Source organism: Pseudidiomarina fusca, from assembly GCF_032227045.1.
Classification (GTDB): Bacteria; Pseudomonadota; Gammaproteobacteria; order Enterobacterales; family Alteromonadaceae; genus Pseudidiomarina; species Pseudidiomarina fusca.
The window spans coordinates 1-17,568 of the sequence record NZ_JANFPJ010000015.1 but is presented as its reverse complement, the minus strand read 5'-3'; the positions used below and the strand labels follow the sequence as shown (position 1 = coordinate 17,568).

Sequence of the window (17,568 nt, the reverse complement as noted above, 5' to 3'; positions counted from 1 at the left end):
TAAACAGGACCGTTTGCTCAGTAAATACGCAGATTGCTGGAAATTACACCTTCAAGTAGGTGCTTCCGGCTAAACACTTCTCGTAATAGTCTGTCCATCGTACACCTTCGCGTGGTGCAATGTGACCCTTACGAACTTCACGGTCAATCGACTTCTTCACAGTCTTTGCCATAAAGTCAGTGTTGTACTGCATGGTTTCAAGCACTTTTTCAGCGGCCGTGCCTGGTACCACTTCTTCAATATAGAAATCACCTGGCTCGTCATCGTGACAATAAATGTGCACTTCAGTTAAGCGGCCAAAGAGGTTATGCATATCGCCCATAACGTCTTGGTAAGCACCGGTTAAAAACATGCCAACATGATAAGGCTCGTTTTTACGCAGTGCATGCATCGGGATGTTATCACTAATCTCGGTACCTTCAATGTACTTGCTTAACTTACCATCGCTATCACAGGTGATATCAACAATAGAGCAGCGTACTTCTGGTTTTTCGTTCAGTCGTGTAATAGGAACAATTGGTAGTACTTGTCCAATCGCCCAAGTATCTGCGGCTGACTGAAAAATCGAGAAGTTACAGAGATACTGACTTGCCAGCATATCTTCAAGCTCTTCAAGCTCTTGGAACACGAAACTTTCGCGATCTAACGATTGATGAATCTCGCTGAGAATACGCCAATACATGGTATCTAGCTTGGCCATCTCTTCGAGCGATAAAATACCCAGTTTAAAAGCTTCGTATGCGCTTTGTTTGAATGACGCAGCATCGTTGTAGCGTTCTTGTGGGTGCATGTCGTTCGCATTTACCAGTTCCCGCATATTACTAACTAAAATATGTTCGTTGCTGCTGGCGCTGATATCAAACTGGGCACCGGTATTCTTAATTTCGCCAACAATATTGGTCACCACACAGCTGTGGTGAGCTGTGATGGCACGGCCACTCTCGCTTACGAGGTTAGGGTGGGGCACCTGCTCTAGGTCACAAATTTGCTTAACGCCGTAAACCACGTCTGCCACGTATTCATCGGTAGAATAGTTACGTGATGAATCTGTGGTAGAGCTAGTACCGTCGTAATCAATACCTAGGCCGCCACCAATATCGAGGTACTCAAGCGGAACTCCAAGCTGTACCAGTTTGGCATAGAGTCGAGCACCTTCAGATACCGCTTCTTTAACCTTACGGATATCAGACATTTGGCTACCGATATGAAAGTGCAGCAGCTTAGCGCAATGCAGCATATCTTCTTTCTTTAGGAGTTCAACAATGTTTAAGATTTCGGTAATACTTAGGCCAAATTTAGCTCGATCGCCGCTTGAGCCAGCCCACTTACCTGCGCTACGCACCATCATTTTGCTGCGTAAGCCAATCATAGGTTCTACCCCAAGCTTTTTCGCGAGCGGTATCAACATTTCTAGTTCACTGAATTTCTCAATGACGATGATCATTTTGCGGCGTAATTGACGGCCAAGTAGGGCCAGCGTTAAATAATCTTCGTCTTTGTAGCCATTCAATACGGTTAACGCATTGGGGTTTTCGTTGTAGGCCAATACCGCCATCAATTCAGGTTTTGAACCTGCTTCAAGCCCGTAATCGTAGGGTTCGCCGGCATCGATGATCTCTTCAACCACTTCGCGCATTTGGTTTACTTTAATCGGGAACACACCTACATAGCGACCTTGGTAGTCGGCATCAGTAATCGTTTTAGCAAAGGTTTCGTTTAAGATCTCTACCTGCGAGCGCAAAATGTCGTGAAAACGAATAACCGCTGGTAATTGAATACCTTCAGCTAAAATTTCATCCACTACTTCTTGCATATCGATGGTGACATCGGGGATGCGATGATTGGGGGCAATCTGAATGTTGCCATTGGCACCGATCGAAAAGTAGCCCGCGCCCCAGCGCTTTACACCGTAGAGTTCTTCGGCGTCATCAATACTCCATGGTTCTGCCATTAGCGAACTCCTTTTTCGTTTAAAATAATCAATAACTCGCGCACAATTTTAGCAGCGAACACATCTGAGTTGCCCGTTGGGTCGATTTCTGGAGATAACTCAACCACATCGGCGCCAACCAGATTTTTCTCGCGTAAAATTTTCATCAAGCTGACATACGAATGGAAATCTTCACCACCCGGTTCTGGTGTACCTGTGCCCGGTAAAAAGGCCGGGTCAAAATAGTCTAAATCCAAGGTCAAATAGACTGGCCGATCTGCTGGTATCGCAGCAACGCTGGCTAGAAAATCTTGGCGTGATTTGCGTACCGTGCCATGCTCGTTCATGTATTGATATTCTTCACGCGTACCTGAGCGAATACCGTACTGAATTAACTGATGTCCCGGGCCGAAATGATCTAAGCTACGGCGAATGATAGATGCATGAGAATAGTGATAGCCTAAAAAACCATCGCGTAAATCTGCGTGAGCATCTAAATGCAATAACACCATATCTGGGTACTGAGCTAAATATTTACGAATAGGCGCATAAGAGATGGAATGCTCGCCCCCTAGGGTAAGCACGCGCACGTTGTTAGCGGCTAAATCGATAGCACCAAAAGCTTCATCAAACTGATCGGTGGCGAACTGCCATTGCGCTTCGACATCGTCACTATCGCCTAGCGATAGATTACCTAAATCTACAAAAGGTAAATCAAACAAATCAGCGTCTAAGTAGGGCGAATAGCTTTCGATATCTTCAGAAACTGCGCGAAGACCATCTGGACCGTTTCGGGTACCTTTTCTGAAACAGGCGGTACCGTCAAAGCCGAAACCTATAATATGAGTGCCATTAGCATAAATAGCTTGCTCTACTTGGGCCCCAAAAAACTCGCGTACCGGTTGTTCGGTCGCAATAGTTAGGGTTGCGATTTGTTTAGGTTGATGTGTGCTCAATGTCACTCACCTCCATCAGTAAAAAAAGAGGCTGCGCAAGCGCAGCTATGGGTCTTTGAAAAGGGCGCATATTATCTGCGCAATTGGCTTAAATTGCCACTATTGCGACGGCTTGTTAGCACTCTTTTTTACTGGATTAAAAATCTCATGTTGAATTCGTAATAAATTCTCATCCAGCGGGTTTTTCTTGGTCCAAGTATCTACCAGTGGCACGGCCACCATTTGATTCGCTTTGATCCCTGCCATAACGCGCGTGGCGCCTTGTAAGATCAATTCGATGGCATGCACACCCAATTGCGATGCCAAAATTCTATCACTTGGAGCCGGCGCACCACCACGTTGAATATGGCCCAGCAAACAAGGTCGGCACGGCATATCAAACTCTGCTTCGAGTTGTTCCGATAGGGCTACGGCACCGCCTGGCCATTGATGTTCGCTGAGCACCATCACATAACTACCAGGGCCGCGCACCGCTTCTACGCGCTTGATATGTTTAACTAAGGCCGCCACCGTTAGCGGCTTATCGCGTTGCAGCTCTGGTAAAATCATCCGTTCTGCACCAGCAGCCATGGCACTGCTTAAACCAATAAAGCCAGCATGACGTCCCATGACTTCAACGATAAATACCCGATCCATCGCATCGGCCGTATCACGAATTTTATCCAAGGCATCCATGGCAATTGCGACCGCGGTGGCATAGCCAATGGTGGCATCGGTACCATACAAGTCGTTGTCGATGGTGCCTGGCACCCCAATAATTTGGCCCTGCCAATACTGACTCAAATGTTCAGCACCGCGAAACGAACCATCGCCACCAATCACCACCAGCGCAGAGAGCCCCAGAGCATCAAGATTCTCGGCTGCTAATTGCGCTGCTGCTACTTCTTTGAACCGCGGGCAGCGGGCACTTTTAATGATGGTTCCTGAATATTGTAAGACGTGCAGGACATCGGCTGCCTTTAGCGATAAATATTCATTGTTTAACAAGCCTTCGTAGCCATGACGAAATGCAATAACTTCCATATCATAATGCTCAGCGGCTAAAACTACGGCGCGTAATGCGGCATTCATGCCGGGGGCATCACCACCACTGGTGAGTACGCCAATCCTTTGTCTTGATGTTGTTGCTGACACACATTTACTCCTCTTGTCATTTATTTGATAAGCTTAACCAACTCACATCAATTTACAACGAAGAACCGCATGACAGAGCAAAAAAATCCACGAATCGATGTAAAATTAATGCAAGCTTGGGCGCAACAGTGCTTGCAACAGGCTGGAGCCACTGATCCTGTTGCTGCAGCTATGGCTCAGCACTTGGTTGCTGCCGACTTGCTGGGGTTTCGGACCCATGGTTTGATGCGCTTAAAATACAATGTTGATTGTTTGCAACAGGGCCAGACTAAACCAAGCGGTGAGCCGCGAGTGATAAGTCAACGCGGTGCGCTGGAATTGTGGGATGCCGACTTGCTCTCGGGGCTATACGTGATGCCGCAAGCAGTGGCTCGAGCCATCGCGATGGCGCGTGATTATGGAACCGGCACTGTGTTGGTGCGCCGTACCCAACATGTTGCCGCTTTGGCTGTGTATTTAGAACAGGCGGTAGCTGCCGGCATGCTGATTCAAATGATGTGTGCCACGCCTGGGCAAGCGGTGGTGGCGCCACATGGCGCTAAATCAGCTTGGTTTTCACCAAACCCTTTTGCGATCGGGGCACCAACGCTGAGCGATCCGGTCCTGTTTGATGTGAGCTTATCCATGACCGCCGCCGGTAAGGTTCGTAAAGCCTTGGCGGAGCAACAACAGCTGCCGTATCCTGCGTTGATTACTGCTGCGGGTGATTACACCTGTGATCCTGCTACCTTTGTGCAAGATCCGCCCAGTGTTTTGGCCAGTTTAGGTGGTGAATTGTTAGGTTATAAAGGCTCTGGGTTGAATTTATTTAGCGAACTGTGGACGCTCGCCTTGAGTCAATGGGGACGACATCAGGAACAAGCGGGTCTGGATGCCAATACCGTGTGGATTCAAGTGATCGACCCAAGTGCTTTGGGCGCTTCAGAAGCATTTCAGGCGCAAGCGCAAGCGTTGGTTGATGGGATTCATCAATGTACGCCGATTACAGCATCCCAGCCGGTTCGAATTCCGGGGGAAGGTGCGCTGGCACGGCGAAAACAGCAACTACAACAGGGCATAGAATATAGCCCTCAACTGTTACACCAGTTGGCTAAATTGGGCGACAAGCTAGGTTTAGACTTGCCGCCATGCCTTTAAGGCTGCAGGCGTTGGACGTTCCAGCCATGCTTGCCCAGCTGGTAAACAAAGCGGTCGTGTAAGCGATAACGGCCGCCTTGCCAGAATTCAAAGCGTTGCGGCTTAATCAGGTAGCCGCCCCAATGCGCAGGCATGGGAATGGTTTTTCCTTCATATTGCTCGGTGAGTTGATGATAGTGCTGCTCTAATTCACTGCGGCTTGCAATGGGGCTACTTTGGCTAGAGGCCAGAGCGCCTAATTGGCTCTCACGTGGGCGTTGGTAAAAATAGCTTTCGCTTTCTGCCTGACTGATTTTTTCCGCATGCCCTTCAATGCGTATTTGCTGCTCCAACGCTAGCCAAGCAAAATGCATGGCTACTTTGGGGTTGTGCGCAATGTCTTGCCCTTTAGCACTGTTGTAATTGGTGTAAAACACAAAGCCATCGGTCCGCACTTCTTTTAACAGCACCACGCGCTGATGAGGTTGCCCATCAGCGCTGACGGTGGCTACAGTAAAAGCAGTTGGGTCCGTTTGTGAAGGATGATCTTTGGCCGCTTGAAACCAATTCGCAAATTGCTGCATCGGGTCCTGCTGCAGCGAATCACGAGTTAACCGCCCTTGCGTGTAATCGCGCCGAACATGTTTAATATCTAAAGAATTTTCCGGTACATCAGCTTGGCTCATTATCATCCTTCCTTATGACTTACTTGGTCGTTGCTTGGTGATACACGCGTTCGCCAGCAACGTAAGTGGCTTGCACTTGGTTCTGCCATAGTATAGCGGCATCACGCGCAAAGGGATCATGATCCAACACAATGAAATCAGCCCATTTGCCCGGCTCTAAGGTGCCAAGGATCTGTTCCTGACCTGCGGCATAAGCGGCATCTAAAGTAAAAGCTTGTAACGCTTGCGTTAGGGTCAAGCTTTCGTGAGCGTACCAGCCACCTTGGGGTTGGTTATCACGGTCTTGGCGGGTTACGGCTGCATGTAAACCAAAGAAGGGGTTAGCAAGTTCCACTGGGAAATCTGAGCCAGCGGCAATAATAGTGCCTTGCTGGGCAAGTGTTTGCCAAGCATAGGCGCCTTTCATTCGGGCTTTACCAAGCCTATCTTCTGCCATGTTCTTATCGCTAGTGGCATGGGTAGGCTGCATCGATGCAATAATATTGAGTTGTTTGAACCGCACCAAATCATCCGGGTGCACCACTTGTGCGTGCTCAATTCGATGGCGCAGGTTGGTACCGCCAAAGAGCTCAAAGGCATGCGCAAACTCATCTAACACGATACGGTTAGCGCGGTCACCAATGGCATGAGTATTGATTTGAAAGCCATGGGGAATAATCAGCTGATATAGAGCGCGCATGTCTTCTTGTGAGGTAACCATCAAACCATGCTGATGAGGCGAGTCTGAGTAGGGTTCGAGCAACGCCGCACCGCGACTTCCTAGCGCACCGTCGGCATAAATCTTGACGCTACGAACGGTGAGTTTATCGTCATCGCTAACAATAGCTCCTTGCGCTAAAAGTTCAGCTAACTTGGGCTCGCTACCAGATAACATCGCGTAGACTCGCAAGGGCATGTTTTGTGCAGCAAGGTCTTGATAAGCTTTTAAGTTCAAAGCGTCAATACCGGCATCATGAACGCTGGTAATACCCTGCGCTAACAAATGGTCAAAGGCTAATTGTAGGGCTTGTTTAGTTTGTTCAATACTCGCTGCCGGTAGCTTCTGTTCGATTAAAGCCATGGCATTATCAATCAATACTCCGGTCGGCTCACCGTTGCTATCACGAATAATGTCACCGCCTTCGGGGCTTACCGTGGCAGCAGTAATGCCAGCTAGTTCTAACGCTTTGCTATTCGCCCACGCGGCGTGGCCGTCTACCCGAGTTAAATAGACTGGGCGGTCGGTTATCGCCTCATCTAAACTGTTGCGTTGCGGAAATTCTTTACTTGGCCAATTTTCTTGATTCCAGCCGCGTCCTATCACCCATTCTAATTGCGGGTTCTGTTTAGCAAAGTTGTTAACTGCAGCAACGGCTGCCGTTTCCGAGGCCGCGTCGCGTAAGTCTGCTTGCATCAAGTTCTGACCAAGGCCCAATACATGGCCGTGGGCGTCAATGAGTCCAGGCAAAATAGTTTTGCCTTGTAGATTAATTTGATTAGTAATATCAGCTAGATTAAGCTTCTTGTTCAGTTGTTCATAATCGCCAACTGCGGCTACTTTGCCATTAATGATAAGTAAGGTATTAAACTGCTTAAGTTGCGCATCTGTGCCTGGTTCACCGGTAAGGGTGTAGCCGTTTGCATTAGTAAAGAGTATTGTTTTAGCTGTTACCGATGTACACAACAAAAATAAAACAATTGTGCATAAACGAAGGGTGGTCATTATTTACTCCAATGTTGGCTGTTTTATTGCCATCTCGGCTAGTTATTAGAATTATCGTTGTTTAGAGCATTTTAGCGGTCTTTGCACTTTTTACATATATTTACAATTCAATAACACTGAAACTTCAAACATTCGTTAAACAGTGTACAATAGCTTCATTAATAGGGAAATGTTGCTGCACGTGGTATGCCATGAAAATACTCATTATCGATTCTCAATTTTTTGTGCGGGCAGGTCTAATTCAGGTATTAACTAGTTTTTCTGAAGACCTAGCCATTTACGAAGCGCCATCTTTCGAGATAGCGCAGGAATATTTGCGCCATCAAAGTGACTATAACCTGATCTTCTTCGACATGGATATTCCTGACGCAGAAGTACGGCCTACTTTGCAAACTCTGAAAAAAATGGCTCCGACAGCGCATGTTGTGCTGTTTAGTTGGGCGCGTCCGTTGTCTGAAGTACGCCAAGCTCTGAGTAACGGCGTGCGTAGCTATTTGCCTAAAGATGCCACGGCAGAAGAAGCTAAGTTAGCTATTCGAGTGTTGCTCAATAACGACCGTTACTTGCCGGATGAGTCACGACTAGCTGGTAGTGGTGCGCGCCAAGGTAGTGCTGAACATTTCTTATCGCCACGCCAATTAGAAATCATGCAATTATTGGCACAAGGTTTATCAAACAAAGAGATTGCTACTATTCTTGGTATTACTGAAGGAACCATTCGAGTTCATTTATCAGCAATCTTCAAAGCCATTAAAGTGTCTAATCGCACGGAAGCAACGCTCTGGTATTTATTGCGGCAGAAGCGTTTAGTTAATTAATGAATTGAGGTGGGTATATGCAGTTAGAGCAGTTATTAAAATCGCTCGAACAACGTCAACAGGCACCCACCCATTTATGGAACCCTCCTTATTGTGGCGAGTTGCCCATGCTAATTGATGAGCATGGGCAATGGCATTATTCTGGTTCGCCGATTCAACGTGCAGCTCTGGTTAAATTATTCGCCTCGGTACTAGTGAAGGAAGGCGAAGATTATTTCTTGGTAACTCCCGTTGAAAAAGTCAAAATTACCGTAGTTGATGTTCCTTTTATGATCACCACCTGGCAACGCCAGCAACATCAACAAGACCAAGTCATTGGTGTGACTACCAATATCGGTGAAAGCTTCCCGTTATCCACAACCCATCCGGTACAGATGCGTGGCCAAGTACCTTATGTGGATTGTGGTCGCGAACTTTGGGCTAAGGTGCACCGCAATGTGTTGTATCAATGGGCAGAGATTGCGGAGCCTGAGTTGTATACTAATGCTTTAGGTGAGCAGCGTGAACGCTTAGTGCTAACCAGTGCTGGGCAGAAGTTTACGTTAGCTGAGCTTGAGCCAGATCCCAAGTCCGAGTAAGTGTGCTTTAGTGAGAAAGTATGGCTAATAGGGCGCTAAAGCGCAGATTATTTGCGCACACGCCGACGCTGCTCTATTATAGCCGACCTCGATTTAGTTACTTTATAGAGACCAATGAATGCGGCCACTTAAGTTAACGCTGGCACAATTAGACTTTACCGTCGGTGCACTCAATCAAAATTTAAAAACTATTTTGGCGACCATGCAGGCTCATCAGGATAGTGACATCATTGTCTTTCCAGAATTAGCTCTTACCGGTTATCCGCCGGAAGATTTATTGTTTCGTGAAGACTTTGAACAGTTGGTTGCACAAGCTATCACGACAATTGCCACAGCCGCGCAGCACAGCGTCGTAGTTATTGGGCATCCGCAACGGGTTGGTAATGAGCTTTTTAATAGCGTGTCAGTGCTCTACCAAGGTCAGTTATTAACACGCTATCACAAGCAACGCTTGCCTCAGTACGGGGTGTTTGACGAGCAGCGTTACTTTATCCCGGGTCATCAAACAGGCTTTTTCGATTATCAGGGCTATCGCATTGGCTTGCTCATTTGTGAAGATATTTGGCATGCCGAACCTTGGGCGGCACTACAACGCGAAAAGGTAGACTTGGTGTTGTCGTTAAATGCCTCACCTTACGAGGTTGATAAGCATCAGCAGCGTTTCCACATTCTGCAACAACGTATCCATGAGAAGGCTTGTCCGGTTATCTATGTTAATAATTGTGGTGGCCAAGATGAGTTGGTGTTTGATGGCCATTCGTTGGTGCTTTCAGCTACCGGCGAGTTAGTGGCCGAGTTACCCCATTGCGAACCTTGCTGTGCGACTCTTAGCTATAGCTCCGACGCCGGTTTTAGTGGGATAGATGATTGGCGGCCGTACGCTAGTGAGCCGCTGGCGCTGATTTATCAAGCGTTGGTTCTGAGTGTGCGTGATTATGTGCAGAAAAACGGCTTCAAAGGCGTCACCTTGGGGTTATCTGGGGGCATTGATTCGGCGTTAACTTTAGCGATTGCAGCAGATGCTTTGGGTGCTGCGCAAGTTCATGCCGTAATGATGCCATTCAAATACACGTCGCAAATGAGCCAAGACGATGCGCAACTGCAAGCCGAGCGCATGGGCGTAAACTATGATGTGGTTGCCATAGAGCCTATCTATGATAGTTTCATGCAGCAACTGAGCCCGTTATTTGGCGATGATGCGCTGGGCACAACCACCGAAAACTTGCAGGCGCGAAGTCGTGGAGTGATTGTGATGGCGTTGTCTAACAAGACCGGTTCGTTGGTGCTTACTACCGGTAATAAAAGCGAGTTGGCGGTAGGTTACTGTACATTGTATGGTGATATGTGTGGTGGTTTTGCGCCTTTGAAAGATATTCCTAAGACCTTGGTGTTTGCTTTAGCTCGCTATCGTAACCAAGCGCAAGAGGTGATTCCTGAGCGGGTGATCACGCGTCCACCATCGGCCGAGTTAGCTCCGGATCAAAAGGATGAAGATAACCTTCCGCCCTATGAGGTGCTGGATAAAATTCTGACCTTGTATGTTGAGCAAGATTGGTCGGCAGCAGCTATTATCGATTGTGGTTTTGATCGGGCTGATGTCTTGCGTGTGATCAAATTGGTTGATATTAATGAGTACAAACGTCGGCAAGGAGCGGTTGGACCGAAAATTACATCGCGTAATTTTAGCAAAGATCGCCGGTATCCAATTACCAACCATTTTCGTTATGAAATAGAACGTCAATTAGAAGGCAGCAGCAAACCATGAAAAAAATAGAAGCTATTATCAAGCCCTTTAAACTAGATGACGTACGCGAAGCTCTGTCAGAAATTGGTATTGCCGGTATGACGGTGTCAGAAGTCAAAGGTTTTGGTCGGCAAAAAGGCCATACAGAACTCTACCGTGGTGCTGAGTACATGGTCGATTTTTTACCTAAGGTAAAACTTGATATTGTGGTGGCTGATGATCAAGTGGATCGTTGCATTGATACTATTTTAGAAACAGCACAAACTGGAAAAATTGGCGATGGTAAAATCTTTGTGACCAACGTTGAGCGGGTTATTCGGATCCGTACTGGTGAAGAAAACGAAGATGCCGTTTAGTCGGGGTGTTGGTTAAGCATTAAAAAAGCCCTAGTTAATGACTAGGGCTTTTTTATAGTGACGATAGCTTTTAATCTTGCCCAAGACCGCGGCGGAAGTATCGGCTATTCGGAAAGTTTTTCTGCAAGGTAGCAACTGTATCTTGCTGTAACTGGTCCAGATTTAACTGCTCGTATGAGTTGGCCATAATGATAAGTGCAGTTTCAGCTTCGGCAGTATCAGGGAAGTTCTCCAGCACGTATTTACCTCGGTTAGCGGCGGATAAAAAAGCTTCGCGCTTCACATAATATTGAGCTACTGCAAGTTCGTACTGAGCCAAGGTGCTTTTAATAGCGACCATACGCTGGCGCGCATCTGCAGCATATTTACTGTCAGGAAAACGACGAACCAACTCGGCAAAATCATCAAAAGCTTCACGAGTTTTAGTTGGGTCGCGGTCTGCACGATCAACTCCGAAAAACTCTTGAATAGTATTCTCGGCAGTACGTTGGTTGGTTAAACCACGCATGTATAGCGCATAGTCATAATCTTGATGATTGGGGTTTAAGCGCACAAAGCGGTCGATGGTTGCCAACGCTTTATCTAGATTACCAACCTTGTAATAAGCGTAGATTAGGTCTAATTGTATTTGGTGCGTCAATGGCCCGAACGGATAGCGCATGTTAATCGATTCTAAAATTTGTAGCGCGTTGTTAATGTTACCGTTCGCTAAACTTGATTTAGCTCGCTCGTAGCCTTTTTCTACGTCACTTAGCCGGCTATCATCAAATTGGTCATCAGGTGTTCCTGAGCATGCGCTAACTGCAATTACTGCTGCGCAAGCTAAAATAAGTCGTAATTTCATAATTAGTTTTTTTAATCTCTGTTGATTTAACTTTGGTGCAGCGGACCAAACAGGTACACTATATACATTCAATGCATTCTAGCGCAGCAACGGCTGCTTTCACAGGTCCTATTTATAATTTATGAGTGAACACATTTCTTTATCCGGCACAGTGCCACAATCTGCCAACGGTAAGCGCTTGGACCAAGCAGTAGCTGAGATGTTCCCTGACTATTCACGGTCACGGTTAAAAACTTGGATAACTGATGGACAAGTACGCATAGATGGTGAGGTCGTCGATCGGCCGCGAGAAAAAGTTTTGGCCGGTATGGATATTGAAATCGACGGCGTGCTAGTTGAAGTAAAACGCTTTGAAGCGCAGCCGATTGAGTTAGATATTGTCTACGAAGACGATGACATTATGGTGATCAATAAACCCGCGGGCTTAGTTGTTCATCCTGGTGCCGGTACTCCGGATGGCACTTTGTTGAACGCGTTGTTACATCATTTTCCTGCTATCGATCAAGTGCCGCGAGCAGGTATTGTGCATCGTTTGGACAAAGACACCACCGGATTAATGGTGGTGGCAAAAACTATTCCGGCGCAAACACACTTGGTTGCGGCCATGCAAAATCGTGAAATCACCCGCGAATATGAAGCTGTGTGTAACGGCCCCATGACTGCTGGCGGTACTGTTGAAGAAGCCATTGGCCGTCATCCAACGAAGCGTACGCATATGGCGGTAGTGGCGCTAGGCAAACCGGCAGTAACACACTATCGAGTGGTTGAACGGTTTCGTGCGCACACGCATTTGCGGCTGCGCTTAGAAACTGGCCGGACCCATCAAATACGGGTGCACATGGCACATATTCGTCATCCGTTAGTAGGCGACTTTACTTACGGCGGTCGGCCTCGACCTCCGCAAAAAGCTGGCGAGCCTTTGCTGGAAATGCTCCGCGGCTTTCGTCGGCAAGCGTTACATGCCGCACGCCTATCGTTGCACCACCCCATAACGGGTGAATGGTTAAGTTGGGATGCGCCAACGCCGGCCGATATGGTGGAGCTGCTGGCAGTGCTACGCGCAGATCGTAAAGAGTTTCCCATCGATTAACCATGCTTATCCCTAACTGGACATTACCTGCGGGTGTGAAAGCTGCGGTTACCACAACCGCAGCTCCGGGTAATGTGGCGGTTCATGTTGGGGATGATCCTGCTCAAGTCTTGCTTCGGCGCCGTCAGTTAGTGCGCCAATTAGCCTTACCCAGTAGTCCTCGTTGGCTACAACAAACCCATAGTACTCGTGTGCTAAACCTCTCAGCATTGCACTCAGATGCGCCAATGACGGGGCTGAACGCCGATGCTAGTTATACCAATCAGGCGCACCAAGTCTGTGCGATATTAACTGCAGATTGCTTACCCATTTTAATAGCAGCTAACGATGGCTCAGAAATCGCCGCTATTCATGCCGGATGGCGTGGCTTAGCACAAGGGATTATCACCAATACCTTAGCTAACTTTGCAACGCCAGCAAGCCAGCTCACAGCTTGGATCGGGCCCGCTATTTCTGCAACCGCCTATGAGGTAGGTGCTGATGTTCGCGAGCCATTTTTATCGCAAGGCCTTGTTGATGAGATTAGTTTTCGTCCCCATATTGCAGGTAAGTGGTTTGCTGATTTACCTGTTTTAGCGCAACGAATTCTTGCTCAGCAAGGAGTAGAACAGATAACTCAAAGCGGTTATTGTACCTTTTCAGACCAAAGGTTTTATTCTTACCGCCGCAATCCACTGTGTGGGCGAATAGCGACGTTAATCTGGAAAATTTAATTTCCCCCTTGAATTTGTCGAAATAATACCCACATTAAATGTCAGGATTAATGATTTTTTAAGAGGGTTATCATGCGATTCGATAAATTAACCAATAAATTTCAGCAGGCAGTGGCAGAGGCGCAATCTTTGGCGCTAGGGCGTGACCACGCCTACATAGAGCCATTGCATTTAATGCAAGCTTTGTTACAACAAGATGGCGGCAGCTTGCGGCCGTTATTTACGCTAATGCAAGTAGATTTGGCGGCTTTTCGTTCAGACTTAGCCGCAGCATTAGATAAATTACCCCAGGTAGAAGGTACCGGCGGCGATATTCAGGTATCGCCAGCCACAGCAAGTCTGTTAAATCTATGCGACAAATATGCACAGAAACGCAAAGATCAATTTATATCATCAGAGCTATTTGTGCTTGCTGCAACGGAAGATAAGGGTGCCTTAGGTGAGATTTTCAAGCGCCACCGAATCGCCAGAGCTGCGGTTGAACAAGCTATCGAACAAGTGAGGGGCGGAGAAGCTGTGGATGATCAAAACGCAGAAGAGAAACGCCAAGCGCTAACAAAATACACGATTGATTTAACTGAACGAGCAGAATCGGGCAAGTTAGATCCTGTGATTGGTCGTGATGAAGAGATCCGCCGCACCATTCAGGTGTTACAGCGTCGCACTAAAAATAACCCAGTGTTAATTGGTGAGCCAGGTGTAGGTAAAACTGCCATTGTTGAAGGCTTGGCGCAACGCATCGTCAACGGTGAGGTGCCGGAAGGCTTAAAACACAAACGAGTGTTGTCCCTTGACCTAGGCGCTTTGCTGGCTGGTGCTAAGTATCGTGGTGAGTTTGAAGAACGATTAAAAGCGGTGCTCAACGAATTAAGTAAAGAAGAAGGGCGTATTATTCTCTTCATTGATGAGCTTCACACCATGGTCGGCGCCGGCAAAGCTGATGGCGCCATGGATGCCGGTAACATGCTTAAACCAGCGCTGGCGCGAGGAGAGTTGCATTGCGTAGGCGCAACCACCCTAGATGAGTATCGCCAATACATTGAGAAAGATGCAGCGTTAGAACGCCGTTTTCAAAAAGTACTGGTGGATGAACCATCGGTGGAAGACACCATTGCGATCTTGCGCGGTTTGAAAGAACGCTACGAAGTGCATCACTCAGTGCAAATCACTGACCCTGCAATTGTGGCTGCCGCAACGCTTTCGCATCGTTACATCAGTGATCGGCAATTGCCAGATAAAGCGATTGATTTGATTGACGAGGCGGCATCAAGCATTCGGATGCAAATCGATTCTAAGCCGGAAGATTTAGACCGACTCGAGCGCCGTATCATTCAGTTGCAGTTAGAGCAAAAGGCTCTACAGAAAGAGCAAGATGAAGCGAGTAAAAAACGCCTTACCTTACTAGAGCAGGAGTTAACCGAGCAGCAGCGTAAATACCAAGAGCTAGAACAGGTGTGGTTAGCTGAAAAAGCGGTAGTGCAAGGTGAGCAAAACATTAAGGCTCAACTTGAGCAAGCCAAAACCGATCTTGAGATAGCGCGCCGAGCTGGTGATCTTAATCGTATGTCTGAGCTGCAATACGGCAAAATACCTGAGCTTGAGCGTCAGCTTAAGGCGGCAACTGAAGCCGATGAGCAGGGTATGAGCTTGCTAAAAAATAAAGTCACCGACGAACAGATTGCAGATGTGTTGTCGCGTTGGACTGGCATCCCGGTAAGCAAGATGCTTGAGGGGGAACGTGAGAAATTGTTACAGATGGAGCAACAATTACACCAGCGCGTGGTAGGACAAGACGAAGCAGTCACTTCTGTTGCTAACGCTATTCGCCGATCTCGTGCTGGTTTATCTGACCCGCAACGGCCATTGGGCTCATTTTTATTCCTAGGCCCAACCGGTGTAGGTAAAACGGAATTGTGCAAAGCTTTGGCTAACTTCATGTTTGACACTGATGAAGCCATGGTACGGATTGATATGTCCGAGTTTATGGAAAAACATTCCGTATCGCGCTTAGTGGGAGCACCGCCAGGATATGTTGGTTACGAAGAAGGTGGTTATTTAACCGAGGCGGTACGCCGCAAGCCTTATTCGGTGGTCTTGTTAGACGAAGTTGAAAAGGCACACCCAGACGTCTTCAATATTTTATTACAGGTATTGGATGATGGTCGTTTAACCGATGGCCAAGGTCGCACTGTTGATTTTCGTAATACGGTTATCATCATGACATCGAACTTGGGCTCTGATGTTATTCAGGAAAAAGCTCACCAGCAAAGTTATGATGAAATGAAGGCAGATGTGATGGGTATTTTACAACATCACTTCCGTCCAGAGTTTCTTAACCGGGTAGACGAAACGGTGGTGTTCCATCCATTAGCCCAGGAACATATTAAGAACATCGCTAATATTCAATTGCAGCGGTTATATCAACGTTTAGCTGAGCGTGATTACCGTATGGAGTTAACTGAAGCTGCCTTAGCCCATTTAGCTAAAGCCGGTTTTGACCCAGTGTTTGGTGCCCGACCGCTGAAACGAGCCATTCAACAGGAGCTTGAAAATCCGTTGGCGCAACAAATCTTGGCGGGTAAGTTACTGCCGCAACAATTAATAAAAGTAGATGTAGAGAATGAGCGGTTGGTGATATCTCAGTAAACCATACAACAGCAATGGGTGAAACAAACAATAGCCGAGTACCACAATACTCGGCTATTTATTGCCCCATATAAGCTATGCTATGCTGTGCGACCATTTTTGAAAGGACGAAGACGTTATGCCCAATAAACCAGACACAGCGAATACCGCAAAAGCGCGAGGCATTTATTTATTGCCTAACTTGTTAACAACAGCCGGTTTGTTCTCAGGATTCTTTGCGATTGTCGCGTCAATGAACAATATGTTTGAGTCTGCTGCCGTGGCGGTATTTATCGCTATGGTATTTGATGGGTTAGATGGACGCGTTGCTCGTATGACTAACACTGAAAGCGCTTTTGGTGCTGAATACGACAGTATGGCCGATATCGTGTCGTTCGGTATGGCGCCTGCATTAGTAATGTATAATTGGGCGCTCTCTGACTTAGGTAAATTAGGTTGGTTAGCTGCCTTTATCTTTGTGGCTGGCGGTGCATTACGCTTAGCCCGTTTCAATACCAACCTTGGCACTGCCGACAAACGTTACTTTCAAGGTTTAGCTATTCCTAGTGCTGCCGCAATTGTGAGTGGTTTAGTATGGGTGGGTAGTAAATATGAAATCGATCCAACCAGCATTAATTATTTGGCTGCCTTTATTACAATCGCTGCCGGTCTATTAATGGTAAGTAATTTCCGTTACCACTCGTTTAAAGATGTCGATTGGCGCGGACGCGTTTCATTTATTGCTATCTTAGCTATTGTGTTGGCTTTTGTTGTAGTAGCCACCGAGCCATCACTAGTTTTGTTCTCTATTTTTATGCTTTATGCCATTTCAGGCCCAATCACTACGTTCCGGACTGTGAAAAATATTAAGTTAGAGCATGTTGTTGGTGATACCGACGACTGTAATGCTGAGCCATCAGTAAAGCCAGCGCAGCAAGCGCAATCGAACGAAGTAGAACTGGATAGCGCAAAAAGCGAGCAGGTGAAGGGCGATAAATAAACGATCGAACAAAAAAGGCGCAGTCAGCACAAAAAAGTGAAAAAAGATCTTGCGCCTTTGAATATGATCCTTATAATTCGCCGCCGTTGTCACCGAGAAGTTAGCGGCAGGGTCAAACCGCCAAATAACGAGTAGGAAATCAACCAAGGTTCAACTCAGTGAAAACTGAAAAAAAGATCGAAAAGGATCTTGACCTGAACCAGGGAAAGCGTAAAATACGCATCCCGCTTCACTGAAGAAGCGAACGCTCTTTAACAATATACCAAGCCAAGCAAA

The 17,568-nt window shown here is 47.1% G+C and carries 15 protein-coding genes; 9 read left to right on the top strand and 6 right to left on the bottom strand.

Annotated features, from left to right (window positions below):
• Positions 1–43: 43 nt before the first annotated feature.
• The 3 genes from speA to NOG12_RS08895 all read right to left on the bottom strand — a co-directional run bounded on the left by speA (position 44) and on the right by NOG12_RS08895 (position 4,020).
• A complete protein-coding gene (gene speA / locus NOG12_RS08905; RefSeq protein ID WP_313933036.1) occupies positions 44–1,951 on the bottom strand; it encodes a biosynthetic arginine decarboxylase in 1,908 nt (635 codons plus the stop codon).
• Positions 1,951–2,886, bottom strand: a complete 936-nt coding sequence (gene speB / locus NOG12_RS08900; RefSeq protein WP_313933035.1) for an agmatinase — start codon at positions 2,884–2,886, stop codon at positions 1,951–1,953. Before speB ends, speA begins: the two co-directional genes overlap by 1 nt.
• A 99-nt stretch (positions 2,887–2,985) precedes the next feature.
• Positions 2,986–4,020, bottom strand: a complete 1,035-nt coding sequence (locus NOG12_RS08895; RefSeq protein ID WP_162014547.1) for an ATP-dependent 6-phosphofructokinase — start codon at positions 4,018–4,020, stop codon at positions 2,986–2,988.
• A gap of 69 nt (positions 4,021–4,089) precedes the next feature.
• On the opposite strand from NOG12_RS08895, the gene NOG12_RS08890 reads away from it, so the two are divergent.
• Positions 4,090–5,157: an Ldh family oxidoreductase gene (locus NOG12_RS08890; RefSeq protein WP_313933034.1), complete on the top strand. Its 1,068-nt coding sequence runs from the start codon at positions 4,090–4,092 to the stop codon at positions 5,155–5,157.
• On the opposite strand, the gene pdxH is transcribed toward NOG12_RS08890, so the two are convergent.
• Both pdxH and NOG12_RS08880 read right to left on the bottom strand, forming a co-directional pair.
• Complete coding sequence (gene pdxH, locus NOG12_RS08885) at positions 5,154–5,822, bottom strand: pyridoxamine 5'-phosphate oxidase (RefSeq protein ID WP_153826150.1); 669 nt, start codon at positions 5,820–5,822, stop codon at positions 5,154–5,156. The two genes, NOG12_RS08890 and pdxH, sit on opposite strands and share 4 nt — an antisense overlap.
• A gap of 19 nt (positions 5,823–5,841) precedes the next feature.
• On the bottom strand, positions 5,842–7,524 hold the full coding sequence (locus NOG12_RS08880) for an amidohydrolase (RefSeq protein ID WP_313933033.1): 1,683 nt from the start codon (positions 7,522–7,524) through the stop codon (positions 5,842–5,844).
• Between the two features lie 191 nt (positions 7,525–7,715).
• Here NOG12_RS08880 and NOG12_RS08875 point away from each other — a divergent pair, with 191 nt between their 5' ends.
• From NOG12_RS08875 to glnB, 4 genes are all read left to right on the top strand, one after another.
• Positions 7,716–8,342: a LuxR C-terminal-related transcriptional regulator gene (locus NOG12_RS08875; protein WP_153826148.1), complete on the top strand. Its 627-nt coding sequence runs from the start codon at positions 7,716–7,718 to the stop codon at positions 8,340–8,342.
• Positions 8,343–8,359: 17 nt separating this feature from the next.
• A complete protein-coding gene (locus NOG12_RS08870; protein ID WP_153826147.1) occupies positions 8,360–8,920 on the top strand; it encodes a DUF1285 domain-containing protein in 561 nt (186 codons plus the stop codon).
• 118 nt (positions 8,921–9,038) lie between these two features.
• Positions 9,039–10,685 carry an NAD+ synthase gene (locus NOG12_RS08865; protein WP_313933032.1) on the top strand — a complete coding sequence of 549 codons (1,647 nt, stop codon included), beginning with the start codon at positions 9,039–9,041 and terminating at the stop codon, positions 10,683–10,685.
• The gene (glnB, locus tag NOG12_RS08860; protein ID WP_110076152.1) at positions 10,682–11,020 is read left to right on the top strand and encodes a nitrogen regulatory protein P-II; all 339 of its coding nucleotides are present in this window, start codon (positions 10,682–10,684) and stop codon (positions 11,018–11,020) included. Before NOG12_RS08865 ends, glnB begins: the two co-directional genes overlap by 4 nt.
• A 70-nt stretch (positions 11,021–11,090) precedes the next feature.
• On the opposite strand, the gene NOG12_RS08855 is transcribed toward glnB, so the two are convergent.
• Complete coding sequence (locus NOG12_RS08855; protein ID WP_153826145.1) at positions 11,091–11,864, bottom strand: outer membrane protein assembly factor BamD; 774 nt, start codon at positions 11,862–11,864, stop codon at positions 11,091–11,093.
• 121 nt (positions 11,865–11,985) lie between these two features.
• Here NOG12_RS08855 and rluD point away from each other — a divergent pair, with 121 nt between their 5' ends.
• The 4 genes from rluD to pssA all read left to right on the top strand — a co-directional run bounded on the left by rluD (position 11,986) and on the right by pssA (position 17,292).
• The gene (gene rluD / locus NOG12_RS08850; RefSeq protein WP_110076154.1) at positions 11,986–12,954 is read left to right on the top strand and encodes a 23S rRNA pseudouridine(1911/1915/1917) synthase RluD; all 969 of its coding nucleotides are present in this window, start codon (positions 11,986–11,988) and stop codon (positions 12,952–12,954) included.
• Positions 12,955–12,956: 2 nt separating this feature from the next.
• The gene (gene pgeF / locus NOG12_RS08845; protein ID WP_313933031.1) at positions 12,957–13,667 is read left to right on the top strand and encodes a peptidoglycan editing factor PgeF; all 711 of its coding nucleotides are present in this window, start codon (positions 12,957–12,959) and stop codon (positions 13,665–13,667) included.
• 72 nt (positions 13,668–13,739) lie between these two features.
• Positions 13,740–16,313 carry an ATP-dependent chaperone ClpB gene (gene clpB / locus NOG12_RS08840; protein WP_313933030.1) on the top strand — a complete coding sequence of 858 codons (2,574 nt, stop codon included), beginning with the start codon at positions 13,740–13,742 and terminating at the stop codon, positions 16,311–16,313.
• A gap of 118 nt (positions 16,314–16,431) precedes the next feature.
• Positions 16,432–17,292 carry a CDP-diacylglycerol--serine O-phosphatidyltransferase gene (gene pssA / locus NOG12_RS08835; RefSeq protein ID WP_313933029.1) on the top strand — a complete coding sequence of 287 codons (861 nt, stop codon included), beginning with the start codon at positions 16,432–16,434 and terminating at the stop codon, positions 17,290–17,292.
• Positions 17,293–17,568: the final 276 nt, after the last annotated feature.